This window comes from Xanthomonas sp. BRIP62409 (assembly GCF_003992965.1).
Classification (GTDB): Bacteria; Pseudomonadota; Gammaproteobacteria; order Xanthomonadales; family Xanthomonadaceae; genus Xanthomonas; species Xanthomonas euroxanthea.
The window spans coordinates 36,426-62,289 of record NZ_QEZJ01000027.1 but is presented as its reverse complement, the minus strand read 5'-3'; the positions used below and the strand labels follow the sequence as shown (position 1 = coordinate 62,289).

Annotated in this window: 26 protein-coding genes, 1 tRNA gene and 1 pseudogene; 12 read left to right on the top strand and 16 right to left on the bottom strand. The window is 63.8% G+C overall.

All coding sequences use genetic code 11. The features are described 5' to 3' along the window. Window positions 1–285: 285 nt before the first annotated feature. Window positions 286–2,073, bottom strand: a complete 1,788-nt coding sequence (locus EO170_RS16775; RefSeq protein ID WP_126946694.1) for a YbhB/YbcL family Raf kinase inhibitor-like protein — start codon at window positions 2,071–2,073, stop codon at window positions 286–288. 200 nt (window positions 2,074–2,273) lie between these two features. Here EO170_RS16775 and EO170_RS16770 point away from each other — a divergent pair, with 200 nt between their 5' ends. Further along, entirely contained in the window at window positions 2,274–2,693 is a 420-nt protein-coding gene (locus EO170_RS16770) for a hypothetical protein (protein ID WP_126946691.1), read from the top strand. A gap of 266 nt (window positions 2,694–2,959) precedes the next feature. On the opposite strand, the pseudogene EO170_RS16765 reads toward EO170_RS16770, so the two are convergent. Then, window positions 2,960–3,385: pseudogene (locus EO170_RS16765) on the bottom strand (zinc-binding dehydrogenase); the annotation flags it as partial. A gap of 435 nt (window positions 3,386–3,820) precedes the next feature. Here EO170_RS16765 and atpC point away from each other — a divergent pair. The 3 genes from atpC to EO170_RS21640 all read left to right on the top strand — a co-directional run bounded on the left by atpC (window position 3,821) and on the right by EO170_RS21640 (window position 6,863). Continuing rightward, the gene (atpC, locus tag EO170_RS16760) at window positions 3,821–4,363 is read left to right on the top strand and encodes an ATP synthase F1 subunit epsilon (protein ID WP_241239461.1); all 543 of its coding nucleotides are present in this window, start codon (window positions 3,821–3,823) and stop codon (window positions 4,361–4,363) included. Between the two features lie 69 nt (window positions 4,364–4,432). After that, window positions 4,433–5,938 (top strand): DASS family sodium-coupled anion symporter, encoded by a 1,506-nt coding sequence (locus EO170_RS16755; protein ID WP_104583662.1) that lies wholly within the window; start codon window positions 4,433–4,435, stop codon window positions 5,936–5,938. A 574-nt stretch (window positions 5,939–6,512) separates the two neighbouring features. Next, window positions 6,513–6,863 (top strand): hypothetical protein, encoded by a 351-nt coding sequence (locus tag EO170_RS21640; RefSeq protein ID WP_206514026.1) that lies wholly within the window; start codon window positions 6,513–6,515, stop codon window positions 6,861–6,863. A gap of 24 nt (window positions 6,864–6,887) precedes the next feature. Here the strand turns inward: EO170_RS21640 and EO170_RS16740 are convergent, their stop codons facing one another. The 12 genes from EO170_RS16740 to EO170_RS21835 all read right to left on the bottom strand — a co-directional run bounded on the left by EO170_RS16740 (window position 6,888) and on the right by EO170_RS21835 (window position 18,140). Next, the gene (locus EO170_RS16740) at window positions 6,888–7,664 is read right to left on the bottom strand and encodes a hypothetical protein (RefSeq protein ID WP_126946688.1); all 777 of its coding nucleotides are present in this window, start codon (window positions 7,662–7,664) and stop codon (window positions 6,888–6,890) included. Then, a complete protein-coding gene (locus EO170_RS16735) occupies window positions 7,664–7,933 on the bottom strand; it encodes a hypothetical protein (protein WP_126946685.1) in 270 nt (89 codons plus the stop codon). Before EO170_RS16735 ends, EO170_RS16740 begins: the two co-directional genes overlap by 1 nt. 2 nt (window positions 7,934–7,935) lie before the next feature. Further along, a complete protein-coding gene (locus tag EO170_RS16730) occupies window positions 7,936–8,367 on the bottom strand; it encodes a hypothetical protein (RefSeq protein ID WP_126946682.1) in 432 nt (143 codons plus the stop codon). 2 nt (window positions 8,368–8,369) lie between these two features. Next, window positions 8,370–9,152, bottom strand: a complete 783-nt coding sequence (locus EO170_RS16725; protein WP_126946679.1) for a hypothetical protein — start codon at window positions 9,150–9,152, stop codon at window positions 8,370–8,372. 2 nt (window positions 9,153–9,154) lie between these two features. Further along, window positions 9,155–10,378: a hypothetical protein gene (locus tag EO170_RS16720; RefSeq protein ID WP_126946676.1), complete on the bottom strand. Its 1,224-nt coding sequence runs from the start codon at window positions 10,376–10,378 to the stop codon at window positions 9,155–9,157. Continuing rightward, a complete protein-coding gene (locus EO170_RS16715) occupies window positions 10,378–11,166 on the bottom strand; it encodes a hypothetical protein (protein ID WP_126946671.1) in 789 nt (262 codons plus the stop codon). The genes EO170_RS16720 and EO170_RS16715 overlap by 1 nt, the downstream gene beginning before the upstream one ends. Before the next feature lie 165 nt (window positions 11,167–11,331). Beyond that, the gene (locus tag EO170_RS16710) at window positions 11,332–13,581 is read right to left on the bottom strand and encodes a hypothetical protein (RefSeq protein ID WP_126946633.1); all 2,250 of its coding nucleotides are present in this window, start codon (window positions 13,579–13,581) and stop codon (window positions 11,332–11,334) included. Window positions 13,582–13,584: 3 nt separating this feature from the next. After that, the gene (locus EO170_RS16705; RefSeq protein ID WP_126946630.1) at window positions 13,585–14,862 is read right to left on the bottom strand and encodes a hypothetical protein; all 1,278 of its coding nucleotides are present in this window, start codon (window positions 14,860–14,862) and stop codon (window positions 13,585–13,587) included. A gap of 161 nt (window positions 14,863–15,023) precedes the next feature. Next, window positions 15,024–15,743 carry a hypothetical protein gene (locus EO170_RS16700; protein WP_126946627.1) on the bottom strand — a complete coding sequence of 240 codons (720 nt, stop codon included), beginning with the start codon at window positions 15,741–15,743 and terminating at the stop codon, window positions 15,024–15,026. Further along, the gene (locus EO170_RS16695) at window positions 15,743–16,186 is read right to left on the bottom strand and encodes a GNAT family N-acetyltransferase (RefSeq protein WP_277601093.1); all 444 of its coding nucleotides are present in this window, start codon (window positions 16,184–16,186) and stop codon (window positions 15,743–15,745) included. The genes EO170_RS16700 and EO170_RS16695 overlap by 1 nt, the downstream gene beginning before the upstream one ends. Continuing rightward, entirely contained in the window at window positions 16,183–16,734 is a 552-nt protein-coding gene (locus EO170_RS16690) for a DUF6445 family protein (protein ID WP_126946621.1), read from the bottom strand. Before EO170_RS16690 ends, EO170_RS16695 begins: the two co-directional genes overlap by 4 nt. Continuing rightward, window positions 16,734–18,140 carry a packaged DNA stabilization protein gp10 gene (locus EO170_RS21835; RefSeq protein WP_241239460.1) on the bottom strand — a complete coding sequence of 469 codons (1,407 nt, stop codon included), beginning with the start codon at window positions 18,138–18,140 and terminating at the stop codon, window positions 16,734–16,736. Before EO170_RS21835 ends, EO170_RS16690 begins: the two co-directional genes overlap by 1 nt. A gap of 98 nt (window positions 18,141–18,238) precedes the next feature. Between EO170_RS21835 and EO170_RS16680 the strand changes: the two genes are divergently transcribed. The 6 genes from EO170_RS16680 (at window position 18,239) to EO170_RS16650 (ending at window position 22,571) form a co-directional block, all read left to right on the top strand. Continuing rightward, window positions 18,239–18,571 (top strand): hypothetical protein, encoded by a 333-nt coding sequence (locus EO170_RS16680; protein WP_126946618.1) that lies wholly within the window; start codon window positions 18,239–18,241, stop codon window positions 18,569–18,571. A 125-nt stretch (window positions 18,572–18,696) separates the two neighbouring features. Beyond that, the gene (locus EO170_RS16675) at window positions 18,697–19,332 is read left to right on the top strand and encodes a YqaJ viral recombinase family protein (RefSeq protein ID WP_343134527.1); all 636 of its coding nucleotides are present in this window, start codon (window positions 18,697–18,699) and stop codon (window positions 19,330–19,332) included. A 14-nt stretch (window positions 19,333–19,346) separates the two neighbouring features. Further along, on the top strand, window positions 19,347–20,039 hold the full coding sequence (locus EO170_RS16670) for a hypothetical protein (RefSeq protein ID WP_126946612.1): 693 nt from the start codon (window positions 19,347–19,349) through the stop codon (window positions 20,037–20,039). Continuing rightward, entirely contained in the window at window positions 20,036–20,596 is a 561-nt protein-coding gene (locus tag EO170_RS16665; RefSeq protein ID WP_126946609.1) for a hypothetical protein, read from the top strand. Before EO170_RS16670 ends, EO170_RS16665 begins: the two co-directional genes overlap by 4 nt. Window positions 20,597–20,818: 222 nt before the next feature. After that, window positions 20,819–21,025 (top strand): DUF4224 domain-containing protein, encoded by a 207-nt coding sequence (locus tag EO170_RS16660; RefSeq protein WP_126946606.1) that lies wholly within the window; start codon window positions 20,819–20,821, stop codon window positions 21,023–21,025. A gap of 514 nt (window positions 21,026–21,539) precedes the next feature. After that, entirely contained in the window at window positions 21,540–22,571 is a 1,032-nt protein-coding gene (locus EO170_RS16650) for a tyrosine-type recombinase/integrase (protein ID WP_126946600.1), read from the top strand. 58 nt (window positions 22,572–22,629) lie between these two features. On the opposite strand, the gene EO170_RS16645 is transcribed toward EO170_RS16650, so the two are convergent. Both EO170_RS16645 and EO170_RS16640 read right to left on the bottom strand, forming a co-directional pair. Continuing rightward, window positions 22,630–22,703: transfer RNA gene (locus tag EO170_RS16645), tRNA-Gly, on the bottom strand. 121 nt (window positions 22,704–22,824) lie between these two features. Further along, complete coding sequence (locus EO170_RS16640) at window positions 22,825–24,609, bottom strand: autotransporter domain-containing protein (RefSeq protein ID WP_126946821.1); 1,785 nt, start codon at window positions 24,607–24,609, stop codon at window positions 22,825–22,827. A 190-nt stretch (window positions 24,610–24,799) separates the two neighbouring features. Between EO170_RS16640 and thiS the strand changes: the two genes are divergently transcribed. Further along, window positions 24,800–25,000 carry a sulfur carrier protein ThiS gene (thiS, locus tag EO170_RS16635; protein WP_104583664.1) on the top strand — a complete coding sequence of 67 codons (201 nt, stop codon included), beginning with the start codon at window positions 24,800–24,802 and terminating at the stop codon, window positions 24,998–25,000. A gap of 49 nt (window positions 25,001–25,049) precedes the next feature. Beyond that, a complete protein-coding gene (locus tag EO170_RS16630) occupies window positions 25,050–25,844 on the top strand; it encodes a thiazole synthase (RefSeq protein WP_016903327.1) in 795 nt (264 codons plus the stop codon). The last annotated feature ends 20 nt before the right edge of the window (window positions 25,845–25,864 follow it).

The window sequence follows — 25,864 nt, the reverse complement described above, 5'->3', positions numbered from 1 at the left end:
GCCACGTCCAGCACCAGCTGCGGGCCCATAGGCGGACATGGCTTGGCGCGACAAAGGTCAGGCGATCCCGCAGCCAGGTCGGTGTATTGGATACAACAAATGCCGACACCCCAGGCAGTGTCGCTGCAAAGCAAACGCAAGTGGCAAACACTGGTCTCTGTTGAAAGATCACGATCTCCAGCCGTGCGGGCGCCTTCAGCGCCCGCTACGTCCGCGAATCGAAGAATGGAAAGCACCATCTACGACAGGGATGGCAATGCAATCAAGTCGCGGTTTCCGGCGCGATTACTTCGGTGGGGCGACGGTTTGGGCGTAGGTACCCAACGTTTCGCCTTTCGCCAGAACATGGCCCGACGCAGCGGCAAGCACCTCGTCCCGGGTCGCACCCGGCTTGACGTCCAGCATGGTGTCCAGCGCCAGGACCTGGAAGTGATAGTGGTGCGGCGGATCGCCCACCGGCGGGTGCGGTCCGTAGTAGCCAACCGAACCACGGCTCGTTGCCCCCTGCAGCACGCCGTCGGGCTCAGTCAGACGCATCTGCTCCTGCAGGCCCTCGGGCAGCTGGGTGACCTTGGCGGGAATGTTCCAGGCCACCCAATGGACGAACGGCGTGATGGGCCTGGCATCGGGGTCTTCCATGATCACGACGTAGGAGGTGGCCTTGGCAACCGCTTTCCATGACAGCGCCGGCGAGACGCCATCGGCGTAATCGCTGAAGCGCTTGTCCATCGCAGCGCCGCTGGCAAACGCGGGCGCAGTCACGGTGAGCGTTCCCTTGCTGTTGGTCTCGGGACGAGCCAGGGCGAGCGGCACCCCATTGCCCTGGTTGACCTGTTTCTCGAGCGACGCCGCTGGTGCTGCGCTGGGTTGCCCTGCTGCCGCAGCACGGGCCGGTGCGCCCGTGGCGGAGATGCGGTAGATGACGCCATTGGCATCGTCCGAGACCAAAAGCGCGCCGTTGGCCGTCTCCGCCAGGCCCACGGGCCGCGCAAAGTGTTTCGTGCCGCCCTCGGTCAGGAAGCCGGTCACGAATGGCTCGAAAGCGACCGGCTTGCCGTTTTCGAACTTCAGCCGCACCACCTCGTAGCCGGACGCTGGCTTGCGATTCCACGACCCACGGAAGGTGATGAAGGCATCGCCCTTGTAATCGGCCGGGAAGGATGCGCCCCGGTAGAAGTGGAACTGCATGGCTGCGGCGTGAGCCGTGTAGCCAAGGACCATCGGTTCGCTGATCGCGGCCCACTGCTGCTTGGTCATCTCGCCCTGCGGCGTGCTCTGCGGGTTGACCCCGTCCTTGCCCCAGATGTGGGGCCAGCCATATTGCTTGCCCTTGACGATGTGGTTGAGCTCCTCCGGCTGGACCTCATCGCCCAAGAAATCCATGCCCTGGTCCATGCCCCAGAACTCGCCGGTCGCAGGGTCCCAATCGAAGCCGATGGTGTTGCGCAGGCCACTGGCAAAGATGGTGCGTGACTTCCCATCCGGCGACACGCGCAGCATCGTCGCGTGCTCGGGGTTGCTCTCGTTGCACGCATTGCAGGTGGAGCCGATGCTCAGATACAGCATGCCGTCCGGGCCGAATGCCATCGTACGGTTCGGGTGCTGCCCACCGTCCGGTAGATCGCCCACCAGCAACCTGAGTGGTCCCAGGGTTCCGTCTTTCAGAATCGGGGCGACGAACAGCTCCTTGACCGTGACCAGGTAGAGCTGGCCATCGCGAACCGCCAGCCCATGCGCTCCGGATCGGTTGGCCACCACCTTGGCAGGTGCGTCGAGCTTGCCATCGTCGTTGGCGTCCTTCAGCAGCAGGACGTCGCCCTGATCACGCCGGGACACGTAGATGTTGCCGCCCGGCGCCACGGCGATGATGCGGGCATTCTTCAGCCCGGTTGCGAGCGGCTTGATCTGAAAGCCTGCCGGAACTTTCAACCCAGCCATCTGACCAGGACTGGCGTCTACCTTGTCCGGCTTGAATGTGTGCACCTGCGCCGGCACGTCGGTGCCGTCCCCTTGCTGCGCGTGTGCGTGACCTACCAACAATCCGAGCAGTGCTGCGGACAGGATACGGCGCATATGGCTCTCCCGATGCGTGGATAAATCGCTCTCAAGGACTGCCCGATGGATCGGCAGCCGACACGATCTTTTTGCACGGGATGCGTGATGGGAACAGCAAGGAAACGCCTGCGTCACCTTGCTCACGGCCCATGGCGATGGCCCGAGTGAATTAGACACCGGGCCGGTTGACGCAAGCACAGTCGGTACAGGTCACAATGATGACGGTCGGGGTCAGACAGGTCCTGCGCAAGGAGATTTCGGTGGAGACATCTGTCGTCGTCACATTGGAGGCCGCGTTCGCCGGGTTCACATTCCTGCCCTGGATTGCGTGGGCACACAACAGCCTCAACCCCACGTTGATTCTTCATGCAGAGCGTGTGGAGTACCGCGTCTTGCGGACCCGTACTCGGCCTTACGCGGATGTTGCCTTGGTCGACTACCGGAAGACCCACGGAACCGAGAACATCGTGCTTGCGTTCCACGGATCGAAGACCACCTTCATTGCGAACACAGGGCTGCTGCGACGGACCAGGGAGGCCATCCACTTGCTCCACCAGCGTGGCTGCCCTCTTTCGGATCGTGCGCGTGCATTGATTTCTCCAGGCAGCAGCAACGACACCCACAACCCATCGCGCTAACGCACCCGCCCGACGTGCAAGGCTCAGACCACCGCAATGCCGCTGCGTCGCTGCGCCGGCTGACCACAGCGGGCTCAGCGGCAGGTTCGGCGTCGGCAGCGGTCGAACCGCGAAGCGCCCGGTCAACTCGTCGTGGGCACCACGGTCTGGCGCAGGGGGCGAATGCGAGTAAAACGAACCGCGCTGCTGCTATGCAACGCGTTGCATCCCCAAAAACGGCCCAGCTGTGCGTGCCCTCATCCTAGGGCGACGCCCCCACAGCTTGCTCAATCCGCGAAACTCAACACCACGCGACCTTCGATGGCGCCTTGGTGCATGCGGGTAAATACCTCGTTGATGTTTTCGAGCCGGTCGGTCTGGACCATCGCGGCCACCTTGCCCTGCTCTGCGAAGTTCAGCGACTCTTGCAGATTCAAACGGCTGCCGACGATCGATCCCCGCACGGTCACGCCGTTGAGCCCTCCTTCTTCGCATTGACTGCCACAGTGGCGCCCGGTCGCCGGGCGAGATCCAGCTTGACGTCGTCCACATCGACCGCTGCCACAGTGAGTTCCATCGCCTTGGCGTATTGCACGGCCATATGACCCAGTCCGCCGATGCCGGAGATGACACCCAGTCTCCAGGCTTGGTGTCGGTCATTTGAGCCCCTTGTAGACCGTCACACCTGCGCAAAGAAGGGGAGCGATCTGAACGACTTCTTAGAAGGCAAGCGTTGGAGTGAAGCCAAACGCCTCACCTCAAAGCCCCTTTTGAGTTCAATCAATTTTTCCGTGGCGCGAGCGCTTTCCAGCAGGCTGCACGCCATGCACCTGGATGCCCAGGACCCAACACCAGAAACGACCGGTAAATAAGCATCAGCTCTCCGCATCCTTGACTGACATTTTTTGCGTGACGATGCCCGAATCATTTCGGTTTGCTCCGGCACATACCATCATCCCAGCTTGCCCCAGAGGCCGTTCGATCCGAGTTGATCGAAATCAAGGCAGGCGTGTATGGTGCAATGCATCATGAGACCCGAGGTGGCACCGGCTGGCGTTGCTTTTCGGTGTCGAAGTCGCGCGGTGATGGCGAGAAAGAAAAGCTGTTATGGGGGGCAACAGCGTCATATTTTTTCAAGGAGTGTGGACATGAGGCCTGGTGAAAAATCAGCAGTCGTTACCGGTGCTGCGCAACGCAGTGAGGCTTCTTCGAGCAAGGCTTCAGGCGGATACGACATGCACGCACAAACGTCTGCCCATCCCGGACCCGACTTCATCGCCAATGCCCAGCAGACCTTCGGGCTGACTGTCGTGAGCCTTACGGGAGCCCAATGGGAGGGACGCGCCCGGGAGGTCAGTCTTCCTGGAGAACGCGGCCGATTTGGCGTGATGGCACGACATACACCAATGCTGAGCACGCTGCGCGAAGGCATGATCCTCATTTATCCGGAAACGGGCGAGCCGCCTTTCCAGCTGTATGTGTCGGGCGGCTTCGTCGAGGTCCAGCCAACTCACGTCGCCGTTTTGGCTGACCTGGCGCTGCGAAGCGAAGACCAGGACAGGGCGAAGGCCGAAGTTGCGAAAACTGCCGCGAATTCGCCCATGGCAACGTCTCTCACGGACGCTGCCTATGCGCAAACGCACGCCGAGCTTATGCATCACTTTGGGGAAAGCCCACGCGCCAAGCCTTGATGACTGGAACCGCGGCAAATCGCCTCAAGCGTTCTCCGCTTGTTGAACAGTCATAAAAGAGGGCCCCGCATGTCAGGTCGCGTCAAAGCAGCATTCAAGTATTTCAATCAAGCCGTGCCGTTCAAACTGCCTCAGGCTCTGGTGACAACGGCCGTGCTTATTGCATTGCTCTTGCTCCCGTGTCCTGAAGGCCTGACGCCCAAGGCCTGGGGGCTGGTCGCCATCTTCCTGACCACCATCATCGCGATCATCCTCAAGGTCATGCCCATCGGGGTGATGGCGATGATGTCCATCGTCATCGTCGCGCTTTCCCAAGTCACGTCAACCAGCTCCAAGGGTGCGATCACTGATGCGCTCAGCAGCTTCTCGAGCCCGCTCATCTGGCTGATCGTGGTTGCGATCCTGATTTCCCGTGGCCTGAAGAAGACGGGCCTGGGGAACCGTATCGGCATGGTGTTCATCGCGCTCCTGGGCAAACGGACACTGGGCATCGGCTACGGCCTGACGATCTGCGAGCTCCTGCTCGCCCCCTTCACCCCCAGCAATACCGCGCGTGGCGGGGGCATTGTTCACCCCATCATGAGGTCTATTGCCAACTCGTTCGATTCCGATCCGGCCAAAGGCACGCAAGGCAAGGTGGGGACCTACCTGGCATTGGTGAACTACCACGCCAATCCCATCACATCGGCAATGTTCCTCACCGCCACAGCACCCAATCCGCTGGTGGTCGATTATGTGGCCAAAGCGACGAACCAACAGCTGCACCTGTCCTGGACGACCTGGGCGCTCTGCATGCTTCTACCGGGGCTGGCCTGTTTGATCATCATGCCTCTGGCCATCTATCTGCTGTCTCCTCCGGAGTTGAAGGCCACCCCCAACGCGGTTGATTTCGCCAAGACCGAATTGAAGGCGATGGGGCCGCTGACGGCGAAAGAAAAAGTGATGATCGGGACCTTTGGTTTGCTGTTGGTCCTTTGGGCGAACGTGCCCGCCATGATTCTCGGCCCCTCATGGACCCTGGATCCCACAGTCGTGGCATTCGTTGGCTTGTTTACGCTGATCATCACCGGCACGCTGGACTGGGACGACGTGCTTTCGGAGAAAAGTGCGTGGGACACGCTGGTGTGGTTTGGCGCGCTGGTGATGATGGCCGAACAGCTCAACAAGCTGGGCGTGGTTGGCTGGTTTACCGAGGCCATGAAGGGCGCCATCATCGCGAGTGGAATGGGATGGAAAGCCATCGCCGGCGTGCTCGTCCTGGCCTTTGTCTTTTCCCATTATCTGTTCGCGAGCACCACCGCCCACATCAGTGCGATGCTGCTTGCGTTCCTGGGCGTGGGTGCACTGCTCATACCGCCGGATTACGTCATCCCCTTCATGCTCATGATGACCGCGTCTTCGGCGATCATGATGACACTGACGCACTATGCCACGGGAACCTCACCCATCATTTTCGGCAGCGGCTACGTCAGCCTGGGCGCCTGGTGGAGGATCGGACTGATCATGTGCCTGCTTGAGCTTCTCATCTTCGCTCTCGTCGGCAGCACCTGGTGGAAAGTCCTTGGCTTCTGGTAGATCTTGGATCTCCCCATGAGCAGCCAGGAACACAGCGCCTGACACGCCACCTGGCAACGGCCAACTCATCGCGCAGCGTGGAGCAGCATCTGCGTATCCCGCACGACCTGCGACAGAAAGGCCGCCAAGAAAAACGTCAGGACGCTTGCCTGCATGCCGCGTGGCACACCGCAACCGATGCTGGATAGATGGCATGCGGGCCGGCCGAGCGCGACATCATCAGCGGCGTGGGCAGGATTGATCCCTCTATTGATACCTCAAGGGGGCATCGCTCGGAATCATCAATCGGCCGAAATATCCAGCCAAGTCAGACACTTAGAGACCTGGCGGAAGCTCTGGAGCGGGCGATGGGAATCGAACCCACGTCAGTAGCTTGGGAAGCTACGGAATTTGCCTTCTATTTCAACCACTTGACGGCAATTCCTGCTCCGCAAACTGCGCATTGAGTGGCAACAAATCATCGGGTTTGCGCGACAATGGCAGCGTTTTGCGGAGCGCTATATCCGCCCCTGAGACGGCGATCGGTCAGGCTGCCTGCATGCCTCGTCCTCCCCTCCCTCCTGCATGCCGCTGGGTGCACGTCACCGCCGATGAGGCGCTGATGCACTTCAACTACGGGACCGTGGCGCACATCTCAGGCGGGAAGATCTGGCTGTCTTGGCGTGGCACGCGGATATCGGCGCGCCAGACTGGAAGCACACGGCAGGCGATGCGGTTCGCTGAGTGCTGGATCGCCGCACGCACCGGCCTGCCAGGGGTCAGGAAGTCTCCCAGGAAGAACGGCGCTGGCGAGCGCATCGCATGGGAATCGGTCCAGCGTATCGCCATCACCGCTGCCACCTTGGAACTACCAGATTGGGGGCCAACCGACGCCGAGATGGACGCGATGGAATCCATCGGTTCAACCACGATCACGTGGGGATAGGGCCGGCCTGGTGCTGCTCAGGCCCTACCGGTCGAACAGGTAGCCCATGACCTCGATTTGCACAGTCCCCACCGCCAAGCTGACGACGTTGCCCAGCAGTCCGGTGGTCGACGCAAGCACAACAATGCTCAGGTCTGCATCCAGCGGCATCACAAAGCGCAGGTTGTTCTGCGGCAGGATCGCGCAGTAGCGGTTGCTGGCCGAAAGCAGCGGATTGGCCTGGGTGATCATGCCCGGCCTGCCAATGTAGGTCGTCAGCGGCGACATGTTGCTGATCTGCAGGTCAACATGCGTGGCAGTGGGCGGCACGAAGTTGGTCAGGGGATAGGTGGTCTGAGGTGGCGCCTGCAGCAGCGTCACACCGAGCGCGCCGAGCAGCGGGGGCTGGATGAAGCCACTGCTGCCAACATCGAGCTGGATCAGGTTGCCCTTTGCCAGCGCCTGGGCGTGCCGGCCGGCGCGCAGCTTGCCGACCGTCTCGACCCGGCCGGAACCCAGATAACGCAGGCCATCGTTCGCTGCAGTCGCGCCGGCGCCCTTGTTGCGCGCTGTGCCGCGGTAGACCACCGGTGCGTCTGGTGAAAGCACTAGGCCGGCCACGTTGTTGGAGGCCTCCATCCCGTACGCGTGCAGCCATCCGACTGCCGCCGATGCAGACACTGCCACCGTCGCATCGCCGTCGCTGCGCATGCGCCGCCCGGCCTTGTTGTAGAAGTAGCCCTCGGTGAGGCGTACCGTGTTGTTCGGCCCGGCCACCAACTGGCAGCCCACGATTTCGGAAACTCGGGTCAGGTCGGGCATCAGGGCACCACTGGGCTGGAATCGGACTGGCGCAGGTAGGTCGTGCCGTCGCTATAGATGATGGCCTCGCCGCCGGGCGCGTCGGTGCAGCGGAACTGCCGATTGATGTCGGCGGCCGCGTCTGTGAGCTGGGAGACGGTGCGCACCGGCAGAATAGAAGTGCCCTGCAGCACAGGCGCAGACGCGCCCCAGCCACTGCCGTCGAACACCCACGTCTTGCCGAACTCCACCCACGTCTGCCCGGCAACCGGGCTGAGGGGGAAAGCCATCGCTACACCCCGACCTTGATGGGCGGAATCTCGTTCAACGGCAACGTGACTGCGGCCGGCCAGTTGAAGGCCTCTGGCTGAGGCAGGAGCGGCCTCACCTGGTCCCATGTCGTAACGCCCACCGGCGGCGATAGCGCCAGCGCTTCAAGGCGCTGATTGACGGCATCGCGCCACGCGATCATCGCCAATGCCTCGGTCCTATAGCGTGCGACGCTGCTTTGCGCGTAACTGCAGCAGGACTCAATGCTGTCATAGCCTCGCGCTTTCGGAACCGCTGACATCCACGACCAAGCGGCATCACGAATTGCGTTGTTACGCTCTTTTTCGGTTGGCACGAAAAGCTCAGCAGGAAGCACGGAATGAACCACCTCGCCTGCAACAGCTTCCGAGGCAGAGTTAATGGCCCGATAGCTTCTTCCAGCGACTGCGTACATGTTCACCTCGAAAAAATGTAACCTTGCACATCGACAAATAGCCCGCCATTCCCATCTGTAATATCAGCGTTTAACACTGCATATATAGTGAGTGATGCCAGAGGGACGGTTAAAAATGCAACGCCAGGCGATGAAACATTGTTCATATAATTACCTGAGAGTGCGCCAATCTGGGACGCATTTCCTGCAACTGTTCGGTTAAAAAACTGTCTAACTACGACAGAATCGGCGGTTACAGGCAAAACTGATGCCAAGCTTACAGCCACTTCTGCAGCCATCTGTTTGTTGGAAAGGACGCGAAATGGAATCGTTGAACCCCCAGGATTCGTATACGAAAAAGTACCGTCCGCCCCCATGATGAACCTATGAATATTCCCGGAAGCATCAGTCAGAACGCTACCAATATAACGCCGAGATGTGTCGCCGTTCTTGTTCCTGGCTTTTCCGTTGTATGGAGCTGAGGGGCCAGTTGTCACAACCTCGAAATCGGCAGTTCCAGCATTGAGGTACGCATAAATATGCCCCCACGTGCTTGCGCCGAGGGCGATGCCAGATTTCGTGACTGCGGAAGCGAAGGTCAGCGTAGCAACTGCCGGGATAGAGCAGGCCCCTGAGGTGATGCGAATGCTTGACCCGCTCACCCATTCCAAGATCAGGCCGTCGATGTAGCCTGGCGGCATCGCCAGCCACTGATTGCCAAGCTGGTTGCCTGGCGCGACTTCCTTCAGCCCAACGGGTGTGCCTGCGGTGGTTTTATCGTATGCGAGCGGAATTTCATCTGCCATGTCTAGGCCTGGGTCGGGATGTTGCTGACGGTGCCGTTCGACAGCCGGGCAGGAATGGTGCCGTCAGCGTTTAGGGGGATGGGCGACGCGCTGCCGTTGCTCAGCCGCGCCGGTACGTACCGCGACAACGATGCGGCGTTGTCGTACAACCAGGCGCCGTCCTGCCGGGTGTAGAGCACGCCGTTGCCGGTGTTGCGCCAGCGGTCGCCGTTGATGAGCGCTCGGCCGTAGTCGGCAGCCGTGGGCGCTGTGGCCTTGGACACGAAGTCGGGTACTGCGACGGCGCCGGTGCGGGAGTTGACGCTGGTGACTGCGCCACCGCCGCCAGATGCACTGACGATCGGCCGGCGCGGGTCGGTGTTGTCGATGCTGATATTCGTACCAGCGCGGACTTCCTGCACTGCGCTGTCGGCCTTCACGCCTTGCGCAGCGTTGGCAGCTCCTATGCTGCTGGTCGTGATGCTGACAGAGCCGACTTGTCCGTTGACACTCTGCACCGGCGCGGCAGCGGACGCCTCTGCAGTGGTCGTGTATTGCGGGTGCGGATCTGCTTCCGCCACGTGGGCCGCGACCGCGACGCTGCCCTTGTCAGTGTTGGCACCGTTGATGCGATTGCCAGCATCGTCGTATGTCAGCGTCAGCCCGTCGAAGGTGCCTGCGGCAATCGCGGCCCCCGCCGCGTCCTGCCCGCGCTCAATGGTGAAGTACTGGTTGGTGCCCTCGGGTAAGTCCGAGGTGGTCGCCGCCGATGTGCCGGATACCCTGCCCTTCGCGTCACGGGTAATCTTGCTCAGCGCAGCGCCGGTGCCGCTGTCCGGCAGGTCGGCCAGGCCGAACGTGGCCACACCAGTACCTGTATCCACTGCCTTTGTCAGGTCGGTGCTGACCGCCAGCGCATCGGCGATCGCATACCAGCCCTTCATCCCGTCCGGACCGGTGCCGTAATACCAGCTGGCGCTGGGTGCGTCGTTGTCGCCATCGAGCATCACAAGCACGACATCGATGCCGTTGGTGACGATCGAGCCGAGGCCTTGCACGGACACGTTGCCGCCGGCACCGCCGCCTTCCAGCGCAGCCACGCGCTCGATCAGGTTTTCCAGCTGCTCGCGCTGGGCGAGCGTCAGGCCAGCATTGTTCGCCAGATCCAGCAGGAAGTTGTGCCACTCGCGCGTGATCAACCCTGCATCGTTGACGACGGGCGCTTGCGGGCGCGGGATGGCCGCCATCAGCTGGCCGGATCCGCAGCGACCGGACCCACCGCAATCCACGAGAATGGGACGCCGCTGGTGATGCGTGCGCCATTACGGCCGAAGTCATTAGTGTGGACCTTCACGATAAAACCTGTGCTTGTTGCCTCAGTCTCAAAAACCGGGATCTGACCTTCGGCGGTAGCGGCACTGGTGTTGGAGTTAGCGTTCACCACAGGCGGGGCCGAGAATGCGCGCGCGAAGTTAACACTCCCCGAAGCCACGGTTTGCCCGCTTGCCGCCAAGTTGGACGCGCCCCACTGGATCATCATCGTGCCGATCTTGACCCCGCCGTTGAAGTTCTCCACCGGCAGCACTGGCGCCTCAGGAAGCTCGACCCAGATCAGGTTTGCACCATCGGTGCCCAACACCTTGTTGGCCGATCCGGTCGGGTCCGGCACCTGTCGAATCTCCTCCCAGGACAGGTTGCTGCCGTCGTTGGTGAGGAACCTGCCGACCTGCAGGCTAGGGATCGTTGCACCGGCGCCGGATCCGGAATCGATGTCACGCGTCCACACAGCGGTCCCATCTGCAGCGTGAAGCACGGCAGTGTAGGCGCCATCCAGCCAGATGTTGGTGTTCGCGCGGCCGGACGAATCCAGCGGCACCGGGTTCTGGTTCGGCACGGTCAGTTCGGAGTCCGACCAGGTGCCCTTGGGCGTGGTGGTGCCCTTCTCGTAGAACTGCAGGCGGCCGCCGGCAAGCGGCGCCAGTCCTGGCAGATCCATGAAGACCGGCGCGGGGTTGAAAAAACGGTATCCAGACATGCATGCTCCGGGCACAAAAAAGCCCCGCACATGGCGGGGCTTGGGGTGGTGTTACGATTCCCCGACCACACAGGCCGGGACAGGGATATGGCAGAGGATTGGCGTTACAGGCGGGAGCCGGATGGCTTGGGGTTCAAGGAGTACGCCTTGATCGCCGGAGTGGTCTTATCGCTGGGCGCCACTGCGATCGGCGCGGCTGCTTTCGTGCTTACGCGCCTGCTCTAGAGCGTCTGCGGTCAAGGCAAGATCCTCATCGCCGGTTCGTTGTGCCGCCTGACGCATGGCCTGCAACTCGCCGAGGATTGCGCCTTGGGGTAGCTTCGTGGTCTGGGCCAGTGCGGTTACGACCTTCGGGTTACTCAGAAGCCGGGCGCTCAGGTTGGCGCCAATGCCGCCAACTACCAGAGTTCCGGTGCTGATGAAGCTTGGATCGAATAGCGAGGCCACGAGAGAAGCGCCGTACGTCAGCGCGGCAGCGCGGTTGGCCGTCCCCGATGGGTTCGCGTAGACCTTGGCCCCTTCCTTGATGTTGCTCGCCACCCGCGCCACGCGGTCCATGTTCTGACTGAATCCCGCGCCGTACCGGTCGAACAAGGCACGCTTCGCCTCCGGGCTCACCCGGTTCCAGTTGGTCAAGAACGTGGCGGCAGAGAACACATCGCCCGCGGCATCCTGCGCGCCCGGCGTGGCCAAGCCCATGCGCTTGATGACCGCCGCGCTGACGGCCTGCTGTCCGTTCTTCGGCAGCGCCTGCATCACCGCGCGCAGGGTGGTTCCGCCATCCTGGGTGCCGGACATGGCTGCGGCGTAGACCTTCTCCGGCCCGCCGTTTTTGTCCACCACCCGCTGAATCTGCTCCAGGCGCTCGGACGACACGCGCGTGTAGGTGTTGGCCCGGCGCGCGGCGCGCATCGCATCAGCGCCCTGCGAGGCAGCGGCGGCCTCCATGTCGCGCGACAGCGCCGCGTACAGACCGCGGAGCTGACGCGCCGGCGTATCCGGAGTCATGGAAAAGTCGTTCATGCGCTCGCCGACCTCGGAGCGGATCTTGCGCAACGCCTCGTAGGGAATCTGCCCGCCGCCGGCCTGCAGGTCGGTCGCCAGGTCGCCGCGCAGGCGCTGCAGCCAGGGATTGACCATCGCGCCGGTGGTAGCCGCTGCGCCAGCCGTTGGCTGCGTCATCGCCGCCAGGGCGCTCGTGGTGTTCGCCATCGGGGTCGCGGTGTTCGCCGGGATGAAGCGGTCCGCGTTCCAGTAAAGCGCGCGCCGCGTGGCGCCCACGTTGTTCTCGAACGTCTGCACGCCGGCCTCGATTGCTCGACCCGCGCGCTCCGCGCTGGCATTCCGCGACAAGCTCTCGCCCATCTTCTGCAACCCGGCGCCAACGTCATCGGCCTGACGCTCCGCGAAACGGGACATGACACCCGTGCTCGTCGGCGCGCCGGCCAGCAGATTCTCGACACCCTGCAGTGCCCGGTTGCCAGAGGCCTGGGCAATGGACGGATTGGCGCCCAGCGCGTTGAAGTCATCGATGGTGCGTTGCATCTGCGCACCGCTGGTGCCGCGAACCAGGCCGCGCGCGCCTGCGGCAGCGCCGGTCGCCAGCGCACTGGGGCCGATACCGCCCAGCAGCGAGGCGGCCAGCTGCGCGCCGGCCCCGCCGCCGTTCTCCCGGGTCACCGAGCCGGCCGCGGCGCCAGCTCCCGCCGCCAGCAGTTGCTGCGTTGGTTGCGCGCTCAGCGTATTGCCGATGCTGGTGAGCATGTTGCTGCCGCCGGACTGCACGCCCCGCGCGCCCAGGTTGGTCAGCATGTTGCCCACGCCAATGCCGGTGGCCCCACCGGTGACCGCGCTGGTGACATCGCTGCTGATCCGCTCGGCGGCGTTGGCCGGCCGCGGCGCCCCCACCTTGTCGGCGAGCGAGTCCACCATGCCGGCCAGGTTGGTCTGCTGGTACTGCTCGGGAAGCAGCCGGTTAACGCCCGCCACCAGCGGCGACACGACCATGTCCGGCAGGCCAACCACACCGCGCAGCATCGCGCGGCCGCCCAGTGCCAGGTTGCGGCCGATGCTCTCCTGCGTATCCAGTGACGACCGCCGGGCGTCCAGGTCCAGCGCTTCGTCTGCGGCGGCAATTCGCCGCTGGCGCTGTTCGCGCGTGACGCCGCTCTGGCCGACGCTCGCCGGCCCCGGCGTGCCGCCGGTGATCGGGATTTCCATCGTCCCTGCGTTCGGCCAGTTGACTGTCCGCTGCGTGTCGGCGTCGAACGCCTGGCGGACGGTGCTCTGCTCCTGCTGCGGCACGTTCGGAGCAACCACCTCGCTCCAGTACTGGTTGCGCGCCTCTTCCTGCTGCTCAGGTGCTAGCGCTTGGTAGGCCGGCGATGCGGCCACTTCCACCCATTTCTTCGCCATGCGTCAGTTCCAGAGATTGCTGTAGGTGCCGCCGGGATTGGCCGGCGCAGGGTTGCCGGCTGGCGCCTGCTGCTGATTGGCGTACTTTTGATTGAGCTCGCGGATGGTCTGCAGCGCAGCAAGGCGGGTTTCAATCGGGAGTGATGCGTTTGCAAGATCGCCGGCCATTTGCTGGTACAAAGTCACATCGGCGTTGGACTGCGGACCTTCCATGCGCGGCATTTTTGAGGTGAGCTGACCTGCGATGGTCTGTAGCTGCGCAGTCGCTTTTGCCCCTTCGGTTGCCGTGCCGAATACTGCAGCAGCAGCATCGCCCAGTTGGCCCGCCCTGCTGCCTGTGGCTCTTGGCAAGATCTTCTCAGCCTCTGCAAGCAGCGACAGAACGTCGGCTCCATCGCGACCCCGCTTAGCGACCTGCCCTTCCTGCTCGACACGCTGCTTGGCGCTTGCCTCCGCTGCGGTCGTGGCACCGGCACGCTGCACGGCGTCCTGGGTGCGCATCTGCAGCTCCGGGGCCAGCGTGCCCAACTCCACTGCTCGCTGCGCAGCCGCAGTTGCCGCGGCCTGTTCTTCCGGCGCCCGGCCAACGAAGGCATTCGGCGTGCTCGACATCGGCTGCGCACCACCGCCGAACTGCGCCGCGCGCGACTGCAGGAAGCGATCGACCTGATCCGAGGGGATGCCGGCGGCGATCATCTGGTTGGCCAGGGCCGCGTCCTGCTCCACGACCTGCTGCCCGCCACCCTGTGGCAGCACCATCCCGCCACCGCCCTGCGTTGCAGCCATTGCGCCGGTCTGTGGGTTGAAGCTGGTGCCGTCCGGCAGATCGATCTGACCGGTACGGCCGTTCATCACGCCGATACGCTCGCGACCATCCGGACCGGTGAATTTCACCTGGGTGAAGCCAGACGTTGACGCGCGGCCATCCAGGCCAAGCTGCACCCGCCGCGCCTTCTCGCGGTCTTCCGCAGACAGCCCCGCGGTCATCATCTGGAAGCTACGCACATCGGTGGGCGTCTGCCCGGCGCTGCTGTATGCCTGGTAGAGGGCCGTCGCGGTCTGATCGATCATCGGCGCCGTCGTGCTGTCGTATGCGGCCGGCGCCTCAACACCGAAGCGCTGCAGGTCCGGCAGCATGCGCTGATAGATGCCCGCGCGCGCCTGCTCGGGCGCCTTCACCAGCAGGCCGGCCATGTTGGCAAGCGTCTTGTTGCGGCGATCTTCCGCGCTCTCGAACTGGGTCTGCTGCGCCTGCGCTGCCTTCGGGTCGATCGCCGCCATCTGGCCAAGGATGCCGCTCTGCTGCTCCGGCGCCGCGGTGTAGGCTTGGCTGGCTAGCTGCGTCAGCATGTTCTGCTGGCCGCGCGCACGGCCGGCGTCGCCCTGCTGCTGGACGTAGCTTGCGGCCTCCAGTGGATTGATTTGGGCCAGGAGATTTGCCATCAGACGCGCCCCGCGAAGTTGACCAGGCGATTCCCATTGCCGTTGGCCGTGAAGTTGTCCAAGTTGTTGCCGAAGTTGTAGGCGCTACCCTGCCCTGTGGATGCCTGACCCTGGAACAGCAGTGCGTTGGTTTGCGGCTGGTATGCGCTGGTGCGGCCTGCCGCGTAGTTCTGAAGCGCGTTGTTGCCCAGGCCGGCCAGGCCGGTGAGCATCTGCGCGTTCGCCGCGGCGTTGGTGTTGGCCGCGTCTGCGTTTGCTCCGCCGACCGCGTTGGCGTAGCCGGTGTTGACGCCAGCAATCGCTCCTGCCGCGCTCTGGCCCATGCCGGCCAGCTGCACCAGGTTGTTCCGGTAGCTGCCCAGTTGCTGGGAAGCCAGGCCGGAAGCAAACTGCGCCAGGTCGGCCTGGTGGCCGCCCGAATACAGAGCGCCACGCGCCGCCGCGCTGCGGTCGCCGGCCTGCACGCCCTGGGCCAGCGTGAATTGGTAGTCGGGCGCTTCCATGAAGCCGCTGTAGTCGCCGTTGTTGAGCTGCGTCAGCTTGTTGATCGCTGCCTCGCCCTGGTTGAGATACGGCTGGAAATTCTGCTGGTTGGCATAGCGGGCTTCGCCCTGCGCGGCGGCGGTGGCGTTGGCGGCACCCTTCGCGCCCTTCTTGGCCTGGTTTGCGGAGTAAACGGTTGCGCCAGCGGCAAGCGCGGCACCGGTGATTGCGGCCATCAGTCGATCCTCTTGGTGAAGCTGCTTTCGGAGTGCCGGAACCCGGCGCGTTCGTACAGGGCGGCGGCCTGCGGCGGGCTTGTGGCCAGGTGGACCATCACCACCGCCGATGCGCCGCGCTCAGCACAAGCAGGCTCCACGGCGGCCAGCAGGGCCTTGCCGACACCAGCGCCCTGCGCTTCCGGCTCGACCCACCACACGACCTCGTAGGCCACGTTGATGCTGCGATCGAACATGAAGGGCGCCACGACCAGGCCGACCATGCCGACCACGCGTCCCTCCAGCTCGGCGACCAGCATCACGCTGTCCATCAGCTGGAAGACCAGGTTCGCGACGGTGTGGTCATCCATCGGCGTCAGCGCGGCATAGCTGGTCGTCGCATAGAACTTGCGCGACATCTCCAGGATGGCGGGCAAGTCGTCCTCGGTTGCTCTGCGGATCATCGATTTCCCTCGGGCGTAAAAAAGGCGACTGCTGTGAGTCGCCCGGTGTGTGCATCGGTGCCGAAGGCCGCGAACGGCCATCGGCTGTGGAACAGCGCAGATTCGTAGATGACGCAGCGGCCCAGCTTCATCTCGGCGATGCCGATCTGCTCCCAGCGGTTGGCGTCGTCCCAGTCGCCGCGGATCCGCTCAAACAGCTCCACGTCGCCGGCATCGATCCGGTGCGCACCGGTGGCACGGTGCCGCCAGAAGGCTGTCCCGCCCGGGCCGTCGCTCAGGTACAGCACCGCCGCGTGCGTGCCCCACCCAAGATCCGAATGGATCGCCGCGTTCGGCAGCTCGCCGCCGTAGTTGAGTCGATAGGCCATGCCCAGCATGTTCACCGGCCCCATCGCCCGCTCGATGCCCTCGCGCAGGCCCGGTACATCGACCAGCGCAATGCGCCGATACACCTCGCCATCGTGGCCCGGCCAATCCTCGTAGCGAGCAGCCAGCGCCGCCTGGCGCACCGCCTGTGGATCGGCCAGGAAGTCATCAATGATGAGCATCAGCCCCCCGCCGATTCGATGTATGCCACTGCGCCATATAGGTCGCGCTTCACCGGACTAGAAACCCGGATCTTGAAGACCCACTGCTGCCCTTTTCCCAGGCGCTTGATGCGGATCCGGCGCTGGTATTCGCCAAGCTCACCCAACGAATACTCACGCCAGTTTGTCCAGGTGTATCCCCCGTCCTTGGAGTAGCAAACCTGCACCCTGCGGTCACTCGCTGGTCGCGCCTCTTCGAGCCCCATGCCCACCAGCAACTCGGCGTAGTTGACGCTCAACGCCATTTGATTGTTGTGGCCTACAGGTCCGATGCGCTCAGACACCAGCGGCTGATCACCCTCCAGCATGTAATCCCAGTCCAGCACCCAGAGCCGGCCATCCTGGAAGTCACCTCCGATCCACATTCCATTCCAGCGCACGAGGTGGCTCAAGCGCCAGCGATCAAGGCCGAAAGATGCACGCCGGTGCCAGACGCCGGTCACCACGTCATAACCCCAGGTCTTGCCGTCCGGGAAGGTGAGGTAGTAGACCTTGTGCTTGCCGTCCTCCCAGGTGAAGGCGATTGCTTGCTTCCAGTTGTTCGCGCGGATCGCGGCCTGGATCGGGCCGGTGGAAATCGGCACCGCCGCGTAGCCGTTGAGGCGATACACCACGCCATCGTTGCCGAGCCAGAAGACGCTGTTGTCCAGCTTCTGCACCGTGTCGACGCTCGCGCAGCCGCGGTCGATCACCGTGCGCTTGCTCTGGAACGTGCCCGTGTTGGCGCCGGCGTTGTAGAAGAACTCCGTGGTCGTCTCATTGAAGACCACCACGTCAAACTGGCTGACGACCAGCGTGACGATCTTGTCCGGCGACGCCTCCGACTCATAGCGATCGAGCGTGTTGTAGTCCAACGCGTTAGCGAGCTGGCTATGGAACCAGAATCGGCCAAATGGCTCGACCTGCGGCAGAAATCCGTCCAGGTAATCCACAGCACGCGCGCCCGGGTAGCCCTCGTCCGTGATGCGCAGATAAGTGTTCTTGGCGGTGTTCCACACGTAGCCGGTGCTCTGCCCGTTGACTAGCAGCAGCTCATTGCCGCCGGTGATCTGGTTGTGTGCCATCTGCACGCGGCCCACGCCGGGAATCTGCCCGCGCACCGTGCTGGTCGCCTTCGTGCTGACCTGGTGCAGGTCGTTGCCGCACACGGCGAAAAGCTGGCCCTCGACGTTACGCAGCCCCCGGATCGGCCGATCGCCCAGGCGCATGAACTCGCGTAAGCCAGGCGGCGATCCCAGCTTCATCTGCGTGCGGGTGCCGGGAACCTCTGCCACCTGCGGAAGCCAGTTGACCGTGTCCTGCACAGACCACGGGCGACTGTCGTCGGCGTAGAACCCGCCAATCAGGTCGATCGGTTGAAGTTGCATCACCCGTTGATCCCATCGATATATGACCCGCCGCGCCGGCCAACGCCGCAAGGCAGGTCGCCGTAGCTCAGGCGCTGCGCAAGGCGTTCCCGGAGGCCGTGGGCTCGCAACCGACTGCCGAGGAGATGGAAGGAAAGGACATCATCGACGGCGAAGTGATGCGATCGGAACGTCGTCCATCCGCCTCCGCAGCAATCACGCGACAGGCACCGACACAACCCGAGGACACCGAACAACGCCGCGAGCTGTACGCCAGCCTGCAGGACATCGCCACCGCAGGACTGGAGGCCTACGCAGAGGCGTGGGCAAAGCTCTCCAAGGAGCAGCGGGCCATGATCGGGCAGAGGGCGCACGAAATGCTCAAGGCCACAGCGGAAGAAGCGACCATCAGCGAAATGGATCCGCATGACCACGAAGAGGTGCCGCTGTGATACTTCTGACCTGCGCCCAAGGTAGCCCGGAATGGCACCGCGCCCGCGCCGGCGTGGTGACCGCCAGCATGTTTGCCACCGCGCGCAAGCGCGTTGGTGAGCTGGACGAGCGGCAGCAGGCCTATGTGGATGGCGTGCAGTCGGGGCTGGACGAGAAGGTGGCAGCGAAGGCGGCCGGCTATGCTGCCGTGCCCAAGGCTGCAGGTATCGCCAAGGCCCTACGCGGCGAGCCGGTGGGCGACTACAGCGAAGAGGCCAAGAATTACGCCTTTCGCTTGGCCATTGAGCGCATCAGCGGCGAGCCGCTGGATGAAGGCTTCGAGACATTCGCCATGCGCCGCGGCCACGATCTTGAGCCAGACGCACGCGCCGAGCATGAGGTGCAGTCCGGACTGATCGTGCAGCGCGCCGGCTTCGTGCTGTCCGAAGACGGGTTTGGCTGCTCTGCTGACGGCCTGATCGGTGAGGACGGCGGCAGCGAATACAAATGCTTCATTAACCCGGAAAAGCTGCGCTCTTTCCACATCGACAACGACGCCAGCGAGGTGTTTGAGCAGGCGCAGGGCTGCATGTGGATCACCGGCCGGCAGTGGTGGCACATCGGGCTGTACTGCCCTGCCCTTGCCCCGGTGGGCAAGCAACTGTGGTGGCGCCGCTTCGAGCGCGACGACACCTTCATCGAAAAGATGCGCGACGACCTGCTGGCCTTCCGCAGCATGGTTGATGCATTCGAACGCGACTTGAAGCGGGAAGCCGCATGAACACGGAGAACGAGATGAACGAACAATCCGGCAATCCCGGACAGTTGCAGGGTGATGCGGGGAGCGGTGGGGATGGCCGCCACATCCTGAGCACTAGCGACGGGGCGCGCAGCTTCATTGCCAAATATTTCGCTGGCGAGTTGAAGCGCCATGACTTCGCCGCGTACATCAAGACCAGGCTGGCCGCCGACTTCGCGTGCGCGCTAGCGGTGCACCTCGCCGCCCGCCAGCCGGTGGGGCAGGAGCGACACACAGCGGAGAGCGCACGCGCACTTGCCGACCGCGCGGTGCAGTCCGTTGAGCTGATCGGCACGTTGGCAGGACTTCCGTCGCACGTGCAGGGCGTTGTGCGGTCCTACGCGGCTCTGGTTGCACGAAGCTGCCTGCTTTACGACGGCGGACAGCCCGCGCCTGCTGCTGTGCCGGTAGATGCGCTGCTGGCATCTGATCACAGCGGCATGCGAGTGGACTACTCGGGCCTGATCCGACAGACGCGCGGCGCTCTGACAAGGGGCGAGCGAGATCCGGCTTTGGCCGAAATGCAGCGGCAGCTGGCGGGGCATCTGGAGCAACTGGGTAAGCGCTGGTACGCCGGCGACACTTCGGTTGTCGATGAACTACTTCAGCTGTATTGCATCGAGCCAATCGCACGGGCCGGACTCAAGGCCACCCACCACCAGCCGGCAGCGGCGAAGGATGGTGCATGATGGCTGGCCCAATCCATGATCAGATCGTAGCGGCCGCCGTGCGCTGGCTTCGCCGCAATGGAGCTGCGGCCATCCTGTGCGATCCATTTAAAGCCAATATCACCGAACAGCCGGATGCCATCGGTTGGCTTGAAAGTGCATCGGTCGCCATAGAGGCGAAGGCCAGCCGCTCCGACTTCCTGGCGGACGCGAAGAAGCCACATCGTGCCGATCCATCCAGGGCTGTTGGGGATTGGCGGTTCTACGCTGCGCCGCCCGGCATCATCGCCGTGGATGAGCTGACAGCAGGATGGGGCCTTCTCGAATGGAATGGCAGCTGCCTCAAACCTGTCCACGGCGTACCGCTTGGCAACTGCAACTGGTATCACGCGCCTTTCCGCGAGATATCGAACAAGCGAGCCGAGACCAGGCTGCTGGTCTCGGCGATCCACCGGCCTGAATTCGTACCAAGGCGGGGTGCAAAGCTGCGGCCGGGCATCAACTTTGATTCCTGGGCGAAGCTGGCCGATCAACAGGCTGACCAGCAGGCCAAGCCGGCAGGCGGGGAGGTAGCCTGATGGAGTTCCGATTCGCAGAGTTCAATGCCCGCCGGCACGCACGAGGAGCTGAGGCAGCCAGGCTCGAAATCATAGAGGATGGTGAATGCGTTGACTGGCTCTGGATGAGCAGGTGCGACATTGCTAGAAACATGATGACGTTCGGTAGATGCCCTGAGCTCACCAAAGCCGACGACGCCTATGTAGCGGCTATGGCGCAAAACGCCGCGCCGGAGGTGCCCAATGGCTGAGCTGTGCCTATCCCGCGACGAGGTGGCCGAGCTGTGCCGTACAACCCATCGAGCGAAGCAGGCCAGATTCCTACAGCAGAATGGTGTGCGGCATTACCTCGATGCGCACGGCTGGCCGGTGGTGCTGCGCAGCGCGATCGACCCGAACGAGAAGAAGGCCGGCACAGTCGCGGCCTGGTCGCCCAACAAGGCAGCATGATGAAAGCAGATTGCGAGTTAAGCCTAGATCGTCTGCAGGAGTTGCTTTCCTATGATCCTGTTACCGGAGAACTTATTTGGCTGATTGATCGAAACAGCCGATCAAAGGCGGGAGCTGTTGCAGGTCGCATCCATCCTTCCGGTTATCGGATGATCGAGATAGACGGAAAGGCCTACTCTGCTCACCGATTGGCCTTCGCTCTGCATAATGGCAGGCTGATCGAAGATGGACTTGAGATTGATCATCGTGACGGGAACCGAAGCAATAACGCCGCCTGTAATCTTAGAGAGGTGACACGCTCTGGTAATTGCCAGAATCGGAAAATGCGAAGCGATAACCGATCAGGATATACAGGCGTGAGTTGGCATTCCCAGGCTCAGAAGTGGTGGGCCCAGATAACCCATAACGGGGAAAAGATGTCTCTCGGCTTATACGAAACAGCCGAATCTGCTTCGCGCGCATACCTTGATGCTAAGCGTGAGCTGCACAGTTTCCAACCGGAGCCCAGGAAGTAATGGGCCGAAAGCCAAACACTCCGGGAGCTATACCGCGCTTGAGGAAGCGTCGTCAGAAGTCCGGCGTGGTCTATTACTATTATGACCGAGGGGTCGGAGTAGACGGCAAGCGCAAGGAGACGCCGCTGGGTGCCGACTATGGCGCGGCTATCAAGCGCTGGGCGGAAATCGAGCACGCGCGTGTGATCCCCGCGCATGCGCAGCTGACCTTCCGGCATGTGGCCGACCGCTACCGCGCCGAGGTGATCCCGGCCAAGGCGCCTGGCACGCAGCGGCTGCACAACCTCTGCCTGACCTGGCTGCTGACATTCTTCGATGATCCGCCCGCGCCGTTCGAGGCGATCAAGCCCCTGCACATCCGGAAATATCTGGATTGGCGCGCCTCGAAGGTGATCGCCAACCGCGAAGTGGCCCTGTTCTCTCATCTGTGGAACTGGGCGCGCGGCAAGGGCCTGACCGACCTTTCCAACCCCTGCGAGGGCATACGGCGGAACAAGGAAACCGGCCGGGACGTGTACGTGGACGACGCCACCTTACGCGCCGTCTACGAGCGGGGCGACCAGACCTTGCGCGATGCCTTGGACCTGGCCTACCTCACCGGCCAGCGCGTCGGTGACGTGTGGTCGATGGACGAGCGGCAGCTGGGCGCGGGAGAGCTAGTGGTGCGGCAGGCCAAGACGGGCACCAAGCTGACGATGGCCGTCACCGGCGAGCTGGCAGCGCTGCTGGATCGGATCGCCGCGCGCAAGCGAGGGCTGACCCTGCGCAGCACGCGACTCATCGTAGATGCGGAGGGGCTGGCGATTGGGCGGGCTGCGCTGCGCTACCGGTTCGACCAGGCACGCAAGGCTGCCGGCGTGGACAAGGGCAACTTCCAGTTTCGAGACCTTCGCGCCAAGGCTGGCACGGACAAGGCCGATTCGGCCGGCGATATCCGCCAGGCCCAGGCCCAGCTGGGGCATGCGTCGGTGGCGATGACCGAGCACTACGTGCGGAAGCGGAAGGGCGTCAAGACAACGCCGACGCGATAATTGCGGAGCGCTCCAGGTATTGCGGAGCGGACCGGAACCGCGAAACCCTTATGGGACATGGAGCGGGCGATGGGAATCGAACCCACGTCAGTAGCTTGGGAAGCTACAGCTCTACCATTGAGCTACGCCCGCGTGGCGTTGCGAGAGTGTAGGCGGGTGCGGGTGTCGGGCGCAATGCGCAGACGTGACGAGGGCCGGTTGCCCGGCCCTCGTGTCTTGCAGATCTACCGCGTGCACAGTTGTGCAGCGCGGATCAGAAGTTGCCGCTGAAGTTCACGAACAGCGTCGCATCGCGGGCGCTGCGCTGTGCGGTGGTGGTGCTCAGGCCGATATTGCTCTGCAGGCCCCACAGGCCGGTGCGGGCGCCCAGCACGACGGTCGCATAGTTGCGGTCGAAGTTCTGGCCCGGGACGATGTACATGCCAACTTCCGGCATCGACTGCAGCCAGGCACTGGCTTCGGTGCCGTCCTTGAACTCGTGGTCGTAGGTTGCCTGCAGGTATGGCTTGACCATTGCACCGTCCAGGCGCACCTGGAAGCCGATGCGGCCGACCATCGAATCGATGTCCTGATCGGCGTAGCCCAATGCGGTGGAGCTTGCGTTGCCCTCGGTGTAGCCGTCGAGCTTGAGCTTCTGCCAGGTCAGGCCGACCACCGGGCCGTACTTGACGTTGCCTTCGCCCAGCGAATAGCCGGCGTTGACCGCGGCGGTGAGATTGCTGCCGTCCGGCGAGCCGCTGTGCACACGCGTGGCTGGCCCGAGCTGCACTTCGCGGTCGACGTCGTAGCTGAGCCAGCTGTAGCTGACCTGGGCATTGACCCAGACCGGGCCGGTGTACCAGCCGAAGAAGCCGCCCAGCGTGGTGTCGTCCTGCTTGAAGCTGCCGTTGCGGTTGCCAAAGTCGGCATCCATGCTGCCGAAGCCGGCAAAGCCGCCGAACACGAGATCGCCGGCAGTCCAGTCCACGCCGAACAGGCCGGCCGGGGCCATGCCGTCGTACAGATCGGCGTGGTCGTAGCGCTGCATGTCGCCACGCACGCTGCCCCACCAACGCAGGCCATCGGCGTCCGGCTTGCCGTCCAGATGCCAGGCCACCTGATCGGCGCGCGCGCGGCCGATGGCCTGTGCCGAATGCGTCAGCACCTGCTGCAGGCGCGGCGCTTCCAGCAGCGAAATGGCGTACTGGCCCAGGATCTGGTGGGTGGCGGTGGTCGGATGGATGCCATCGGCGAACACATAGGTGTTGGGCGCGTTGGCGGCGACCAGGCTGGTCGGGTTGCACGCCGGCAGCGGCACGGCCGGGTTGCAGGCGGTGCTGGTGACGTTGCTGAAGCCGTAGGTGCCCGGATCGGCGACCACTTCTTGCAGGATGTGGAAGGTATCGACCGGAATCACGCGCAGGCCGGCCGAGCGCAGGCCATTGAACAGCGCGGTGTTGTAGGCGGTTGCCGCCGCAGTGCCCTGCGCCATCGCGGCGGCACCGCCGGCGCGGAAGCGCGGGGTGATGCCCACGTCCGGAATGGTCGGCACCATCACGTAGCGCGCGCCGGCCGCCTGCAAGGCGCCGACCGCCCCGACCTGCGCGGTGACCGCATTGCCGATGATGGCCTGCGCCTGGGCCGGCGCAGCTGCAGCGGCGAGCAGATCATTGGCGCCGCCCCACACGGTGTAGAGCGCGTTCGGATTGGCCTGGCCGCCGTTGGCGCTCAGGTAGGTGTTGACCTGGCTGGTCACCGACGGCGCGGCGCCGAGCACGCTGGTCGAATTGGCCTGGATACGCGCGCCGCCGGCAGCGTAGTTGTCGCCGGTCTGGCCGTTGCCGTTGGGCGCTGCATTGGTGCCGTAATGGTCGGCGACGTATTCGGCCCAGACCCAGCCCGGGTTGGTGGTGAACTTGCCGGTGACTGCGCGCGAGGCGGCCGGCAGCAACGGGTTGTAGTAGCCGCTGTCGGTGAGGCTGTCACCGAAGAACACGGTCTGGTCGAAGGCAGACGCGGCCATGGCCGGGGTGGCCGCAATGGCGATGGCCACGGCCATCAGGGAACGGATCGGGCGAAGAGTTGAAGCCATGGAAGTGCCTGCTCAAGGTAGTGTGGAACTGGACCGGACCTGCTGACGTACGCCGGCGCATGGCACATGGTTTCACCCTCGCCGCCCGCGCTCACGCTGCATTGCCGCATAACGCAAAAACGCGCGCCCTGACGGCACGCGATGCCACAATGATGACATGAACATTCAACTCAACGGCACCCCGCGCGACATTCCCGACGACTTGCTGCTGGCAACCCTGCTGGAGCAGGAAGGTCTTGCACAGCGGCGCGTGGCGGTGGAAGTCAATGGCGAAATCGTGTCGCGCGGGCGGCATGCCACGCACCGTTTGCGTGCCGGCGATGTGGTGGAGATCGTGCACGCATTGGGCGGCGGCTGATGCGGCGCGAAGGCCGGCGCAGCCGCGCGCGATCGGTGATAATTGCCTGATGACCAATACCGCCCCCTCTGATGCGCTGATCATCGCCGGCAAGCCCTACCGTTCGCGCCTGCTGACCGGCACCGGCAAGTTCAAGGATCTGGACGAAACCCGCCTGGCCACCGAAGCGGCCGCCGCGCAGATCGTCACCGTGGCGATTCGCCGGGTGAACATCGGCCAGGACCCGAACGCGCCCAGCCTGCTCGATGTGCTGCCGCCGGATCGCTACACGCTGCTGCCCAACACCGCCGGCTGCTACACCGCTGAAGATGCGGTCCGCACCTGCCGGCTGGCGCGCGAACTGCTGGACGGCCACAACCTGACCAAGCTGGAGGTGCTCGGCGACGAGCGCACGCTGTATCCGGACGTGGTGCAGACGCTCAAGGCCGCCGAGCAGCTGGTCGCCGACGGCTTCGACGTCATGGTCTATACCTCCGATGATCCGATCCTGGCCAAGCGCCTGGAGGAGATCGGCTGCGTGGCGGTGATGCCGCTGGCCGCGCCGATCGGCTCCGGGCTGGGCATCCAGAACAAGTACAACCTGCTGGAAATCATCGAAAACGCCAAGGTGCCGATCATCGTCGACGCCGGCGTGGGCACGGCATCGGATGCGGCGATCGCGATGGAGCTGGGCTGCGACGGTGTATTGATGAATACCGCCATCGCCGGTGCGCGTGATCCGATCCTGATGGCAAGCGCGATGCGCAAAGCGATCGAGGCCGGACGCGAGGCCTTCCTGGCCGGGCGGATTCCGCGCAAGCGGTATGCCTCGGCGTCCAGCCCGGTGGATGGCGTGATTGGATGAGTGGGTGTGCTGCGTTGACA

What these genes read in the sequence shown, in the direction of transcription:
- EO170_RS16740 (WP_126946688.1), bottom strand. Translation starts at nt 7,664, where the DNA reads ATGCCCGACCTGACCCGAGTTTCCGAAATCGTGGGCTGCCAGTTGGTG.
- EO170_RS16770 (WP_126946691.1), top strand. Translation starts at nt 2,274, where the DNA reads ATGACGGTCGGGGTCAGACAGGTCCTGCGCAAGGAGATTTCGGTGGAG.
- EO170_RS16700 (WP_126946627.1), bottom strand. Translation starts at nt 15,743, where the DNA reads ATGGCCGCAATCACCGGTGCCGCGCTTGCCGCTGGCGCAACCGTTTAC.
- thiS (WP_104583664.1), top strand. Translation starts at nt 24,800, where the DNA reads ATGAACATTCAACTCAACGGCACCCCGCGCGACATTCCCGACGACTTG.
- EO170_RS16630 (WP_016903327.1), top strand. Translation starts at nt 25,050, where the DNA reads ATGACCAATACCGCCCCCTCTGATGCGCTGATCATCGCCGGCAAGCCC.
- EO170_RS16650 (WP_126946600.1), top strand. Translation starts at nt 21,540, where the DNA reads ATGGGCCGAAAGCCAAACACTCCGGGAGCTATACCGCGCTTGAGGAAG.
- EO170_RS16660 (WP_126946606.1), top strand. Translation starts at nt 20,819, where the DNA reads ATGGCTGAGCTGTGCCTATCCCGCGACGAGGTGGCCGAGCTGTGCCGT.
- EO170_RS16715 (WP_126946671.1), bottom strand. Translation starts at nt 11,166, where the DNA reads ATGTCTGGATACCGTTTTTTCAACCCCGCGCCGGTCTTCATGGATCTG.
- EO170_RS16755 (WP_104583662.1), top strand. Translation starts at nt 4,433, where the DNA reads ATGTCAGGTCGCGTCAAAGCAGCATTCAAGTATTTCAATCAAGCCGTG.
- EO170_RS16710 (WP_126946633.1), bottom strand. Translation starts at nt 13,581, where the DNA reads ATGGCGAAGAAATGGGTGGAAGTGGCCGCATCGCCGGCCTACCAAGCG.
- EO170_RS16720 (WP_126946676.1), bottom strand. Translation starts at nt 10,378, where the DNA reads ATGGCGGCCATCCCGCGCCCGCAAGCGCCCGTCGTCAACGATGCAGGG.
- EO170_RS16665 (WP_126946609.1), top strand. Translation starts at nt 20,036, where the DNA reads ATGATGGCTGGCCCAATCCATGATCAGATCGTAGCGGCCGCCGTGCGC.
- EO170_RS16670 (WP_126946612.1), top strand. Translation starts at nt 19,347, where the DNA reads ATGAACGAACAATCCGGCAATCCCGGACAGTTGCAGGGTGATGCGGGG.
- EO170_RS16690 (WP_126946621.1), bottom strand. Translation starts at nt 16,734, where the DNA reads ATGCTCATCATTGATGACTTCCTGGCCGATCCACAGGCGGTGCGCCAG.
- EO170_RS16730 (WP_126946682.1), bottom strand. Translation starts at nt 8,367, where the DNA reads ATGTACGCAGTCGCTGGAAGAAGCTATCGGGCCATTAACTCTGCCTCG.
- EO170_RS16725 (WP_126946679.1), bottom strand. Translation starts at nt 9,152, where the DNA reads ATGGCAGATGAAATTCCGCTCGCATACGATAAAACCACCGCAGGCACA.
- EO170_RS16695 (WP_277601093.1), bottom strand. Translation starts at nt 16,186, where the DNA reads ATGATCCGCAGAGCAACCGAGGACGACTTGCCCGCCATCCTGGAGATG.
- EO170_RS16705 (WP_126946630.1), bottom strand. Translation starts at nt 14,862, where the DNA reads ATGGCGGCGATCGACCCGAAGGCAGCGCAGGCGCAGCAGACCCAGTTC.
- EO170_RS16735 (WP_126946685.1), bottom strand. Translation starts at nt 7,933, where the DNA reads ATGGCTTTCCCCCTCAGCCCGGTTGCCGGGCAGACGTGGGTGGAGTTC.
- EO170_RS16775 (WP_126946694.1), bottom strand. Translation starts at nt 2,073, where the DNA reads ATGCGCCGTATCCTGTCCGCAGCACTGCTCGGATTGTTGGTAGGTCAC.
- atpC (WP_241239461.1), top strand. Translation starts at nt 3,821, where the DNA reads ATGAGGCCTGGTGAAAAATCAGCAGTCGTTACCGGTGCTGCGCAACGC.
- EO170_RS21835 (WP_241239460.1), bottom strand. Translation starts at nt 18,140, where the DNA reads ATGCAACTTCAACCGATCGACCTGATTGGCGGGTTCTACGCCGACGAC.
- EO170_RS16640 (WP_126946821.1), bottom strand. Translation starts at nt 24,609, where the DNA reads ATGGCCGTGGCCATCGCCATTGCGGCCACCCCGGCCATGGCCGCGTCT.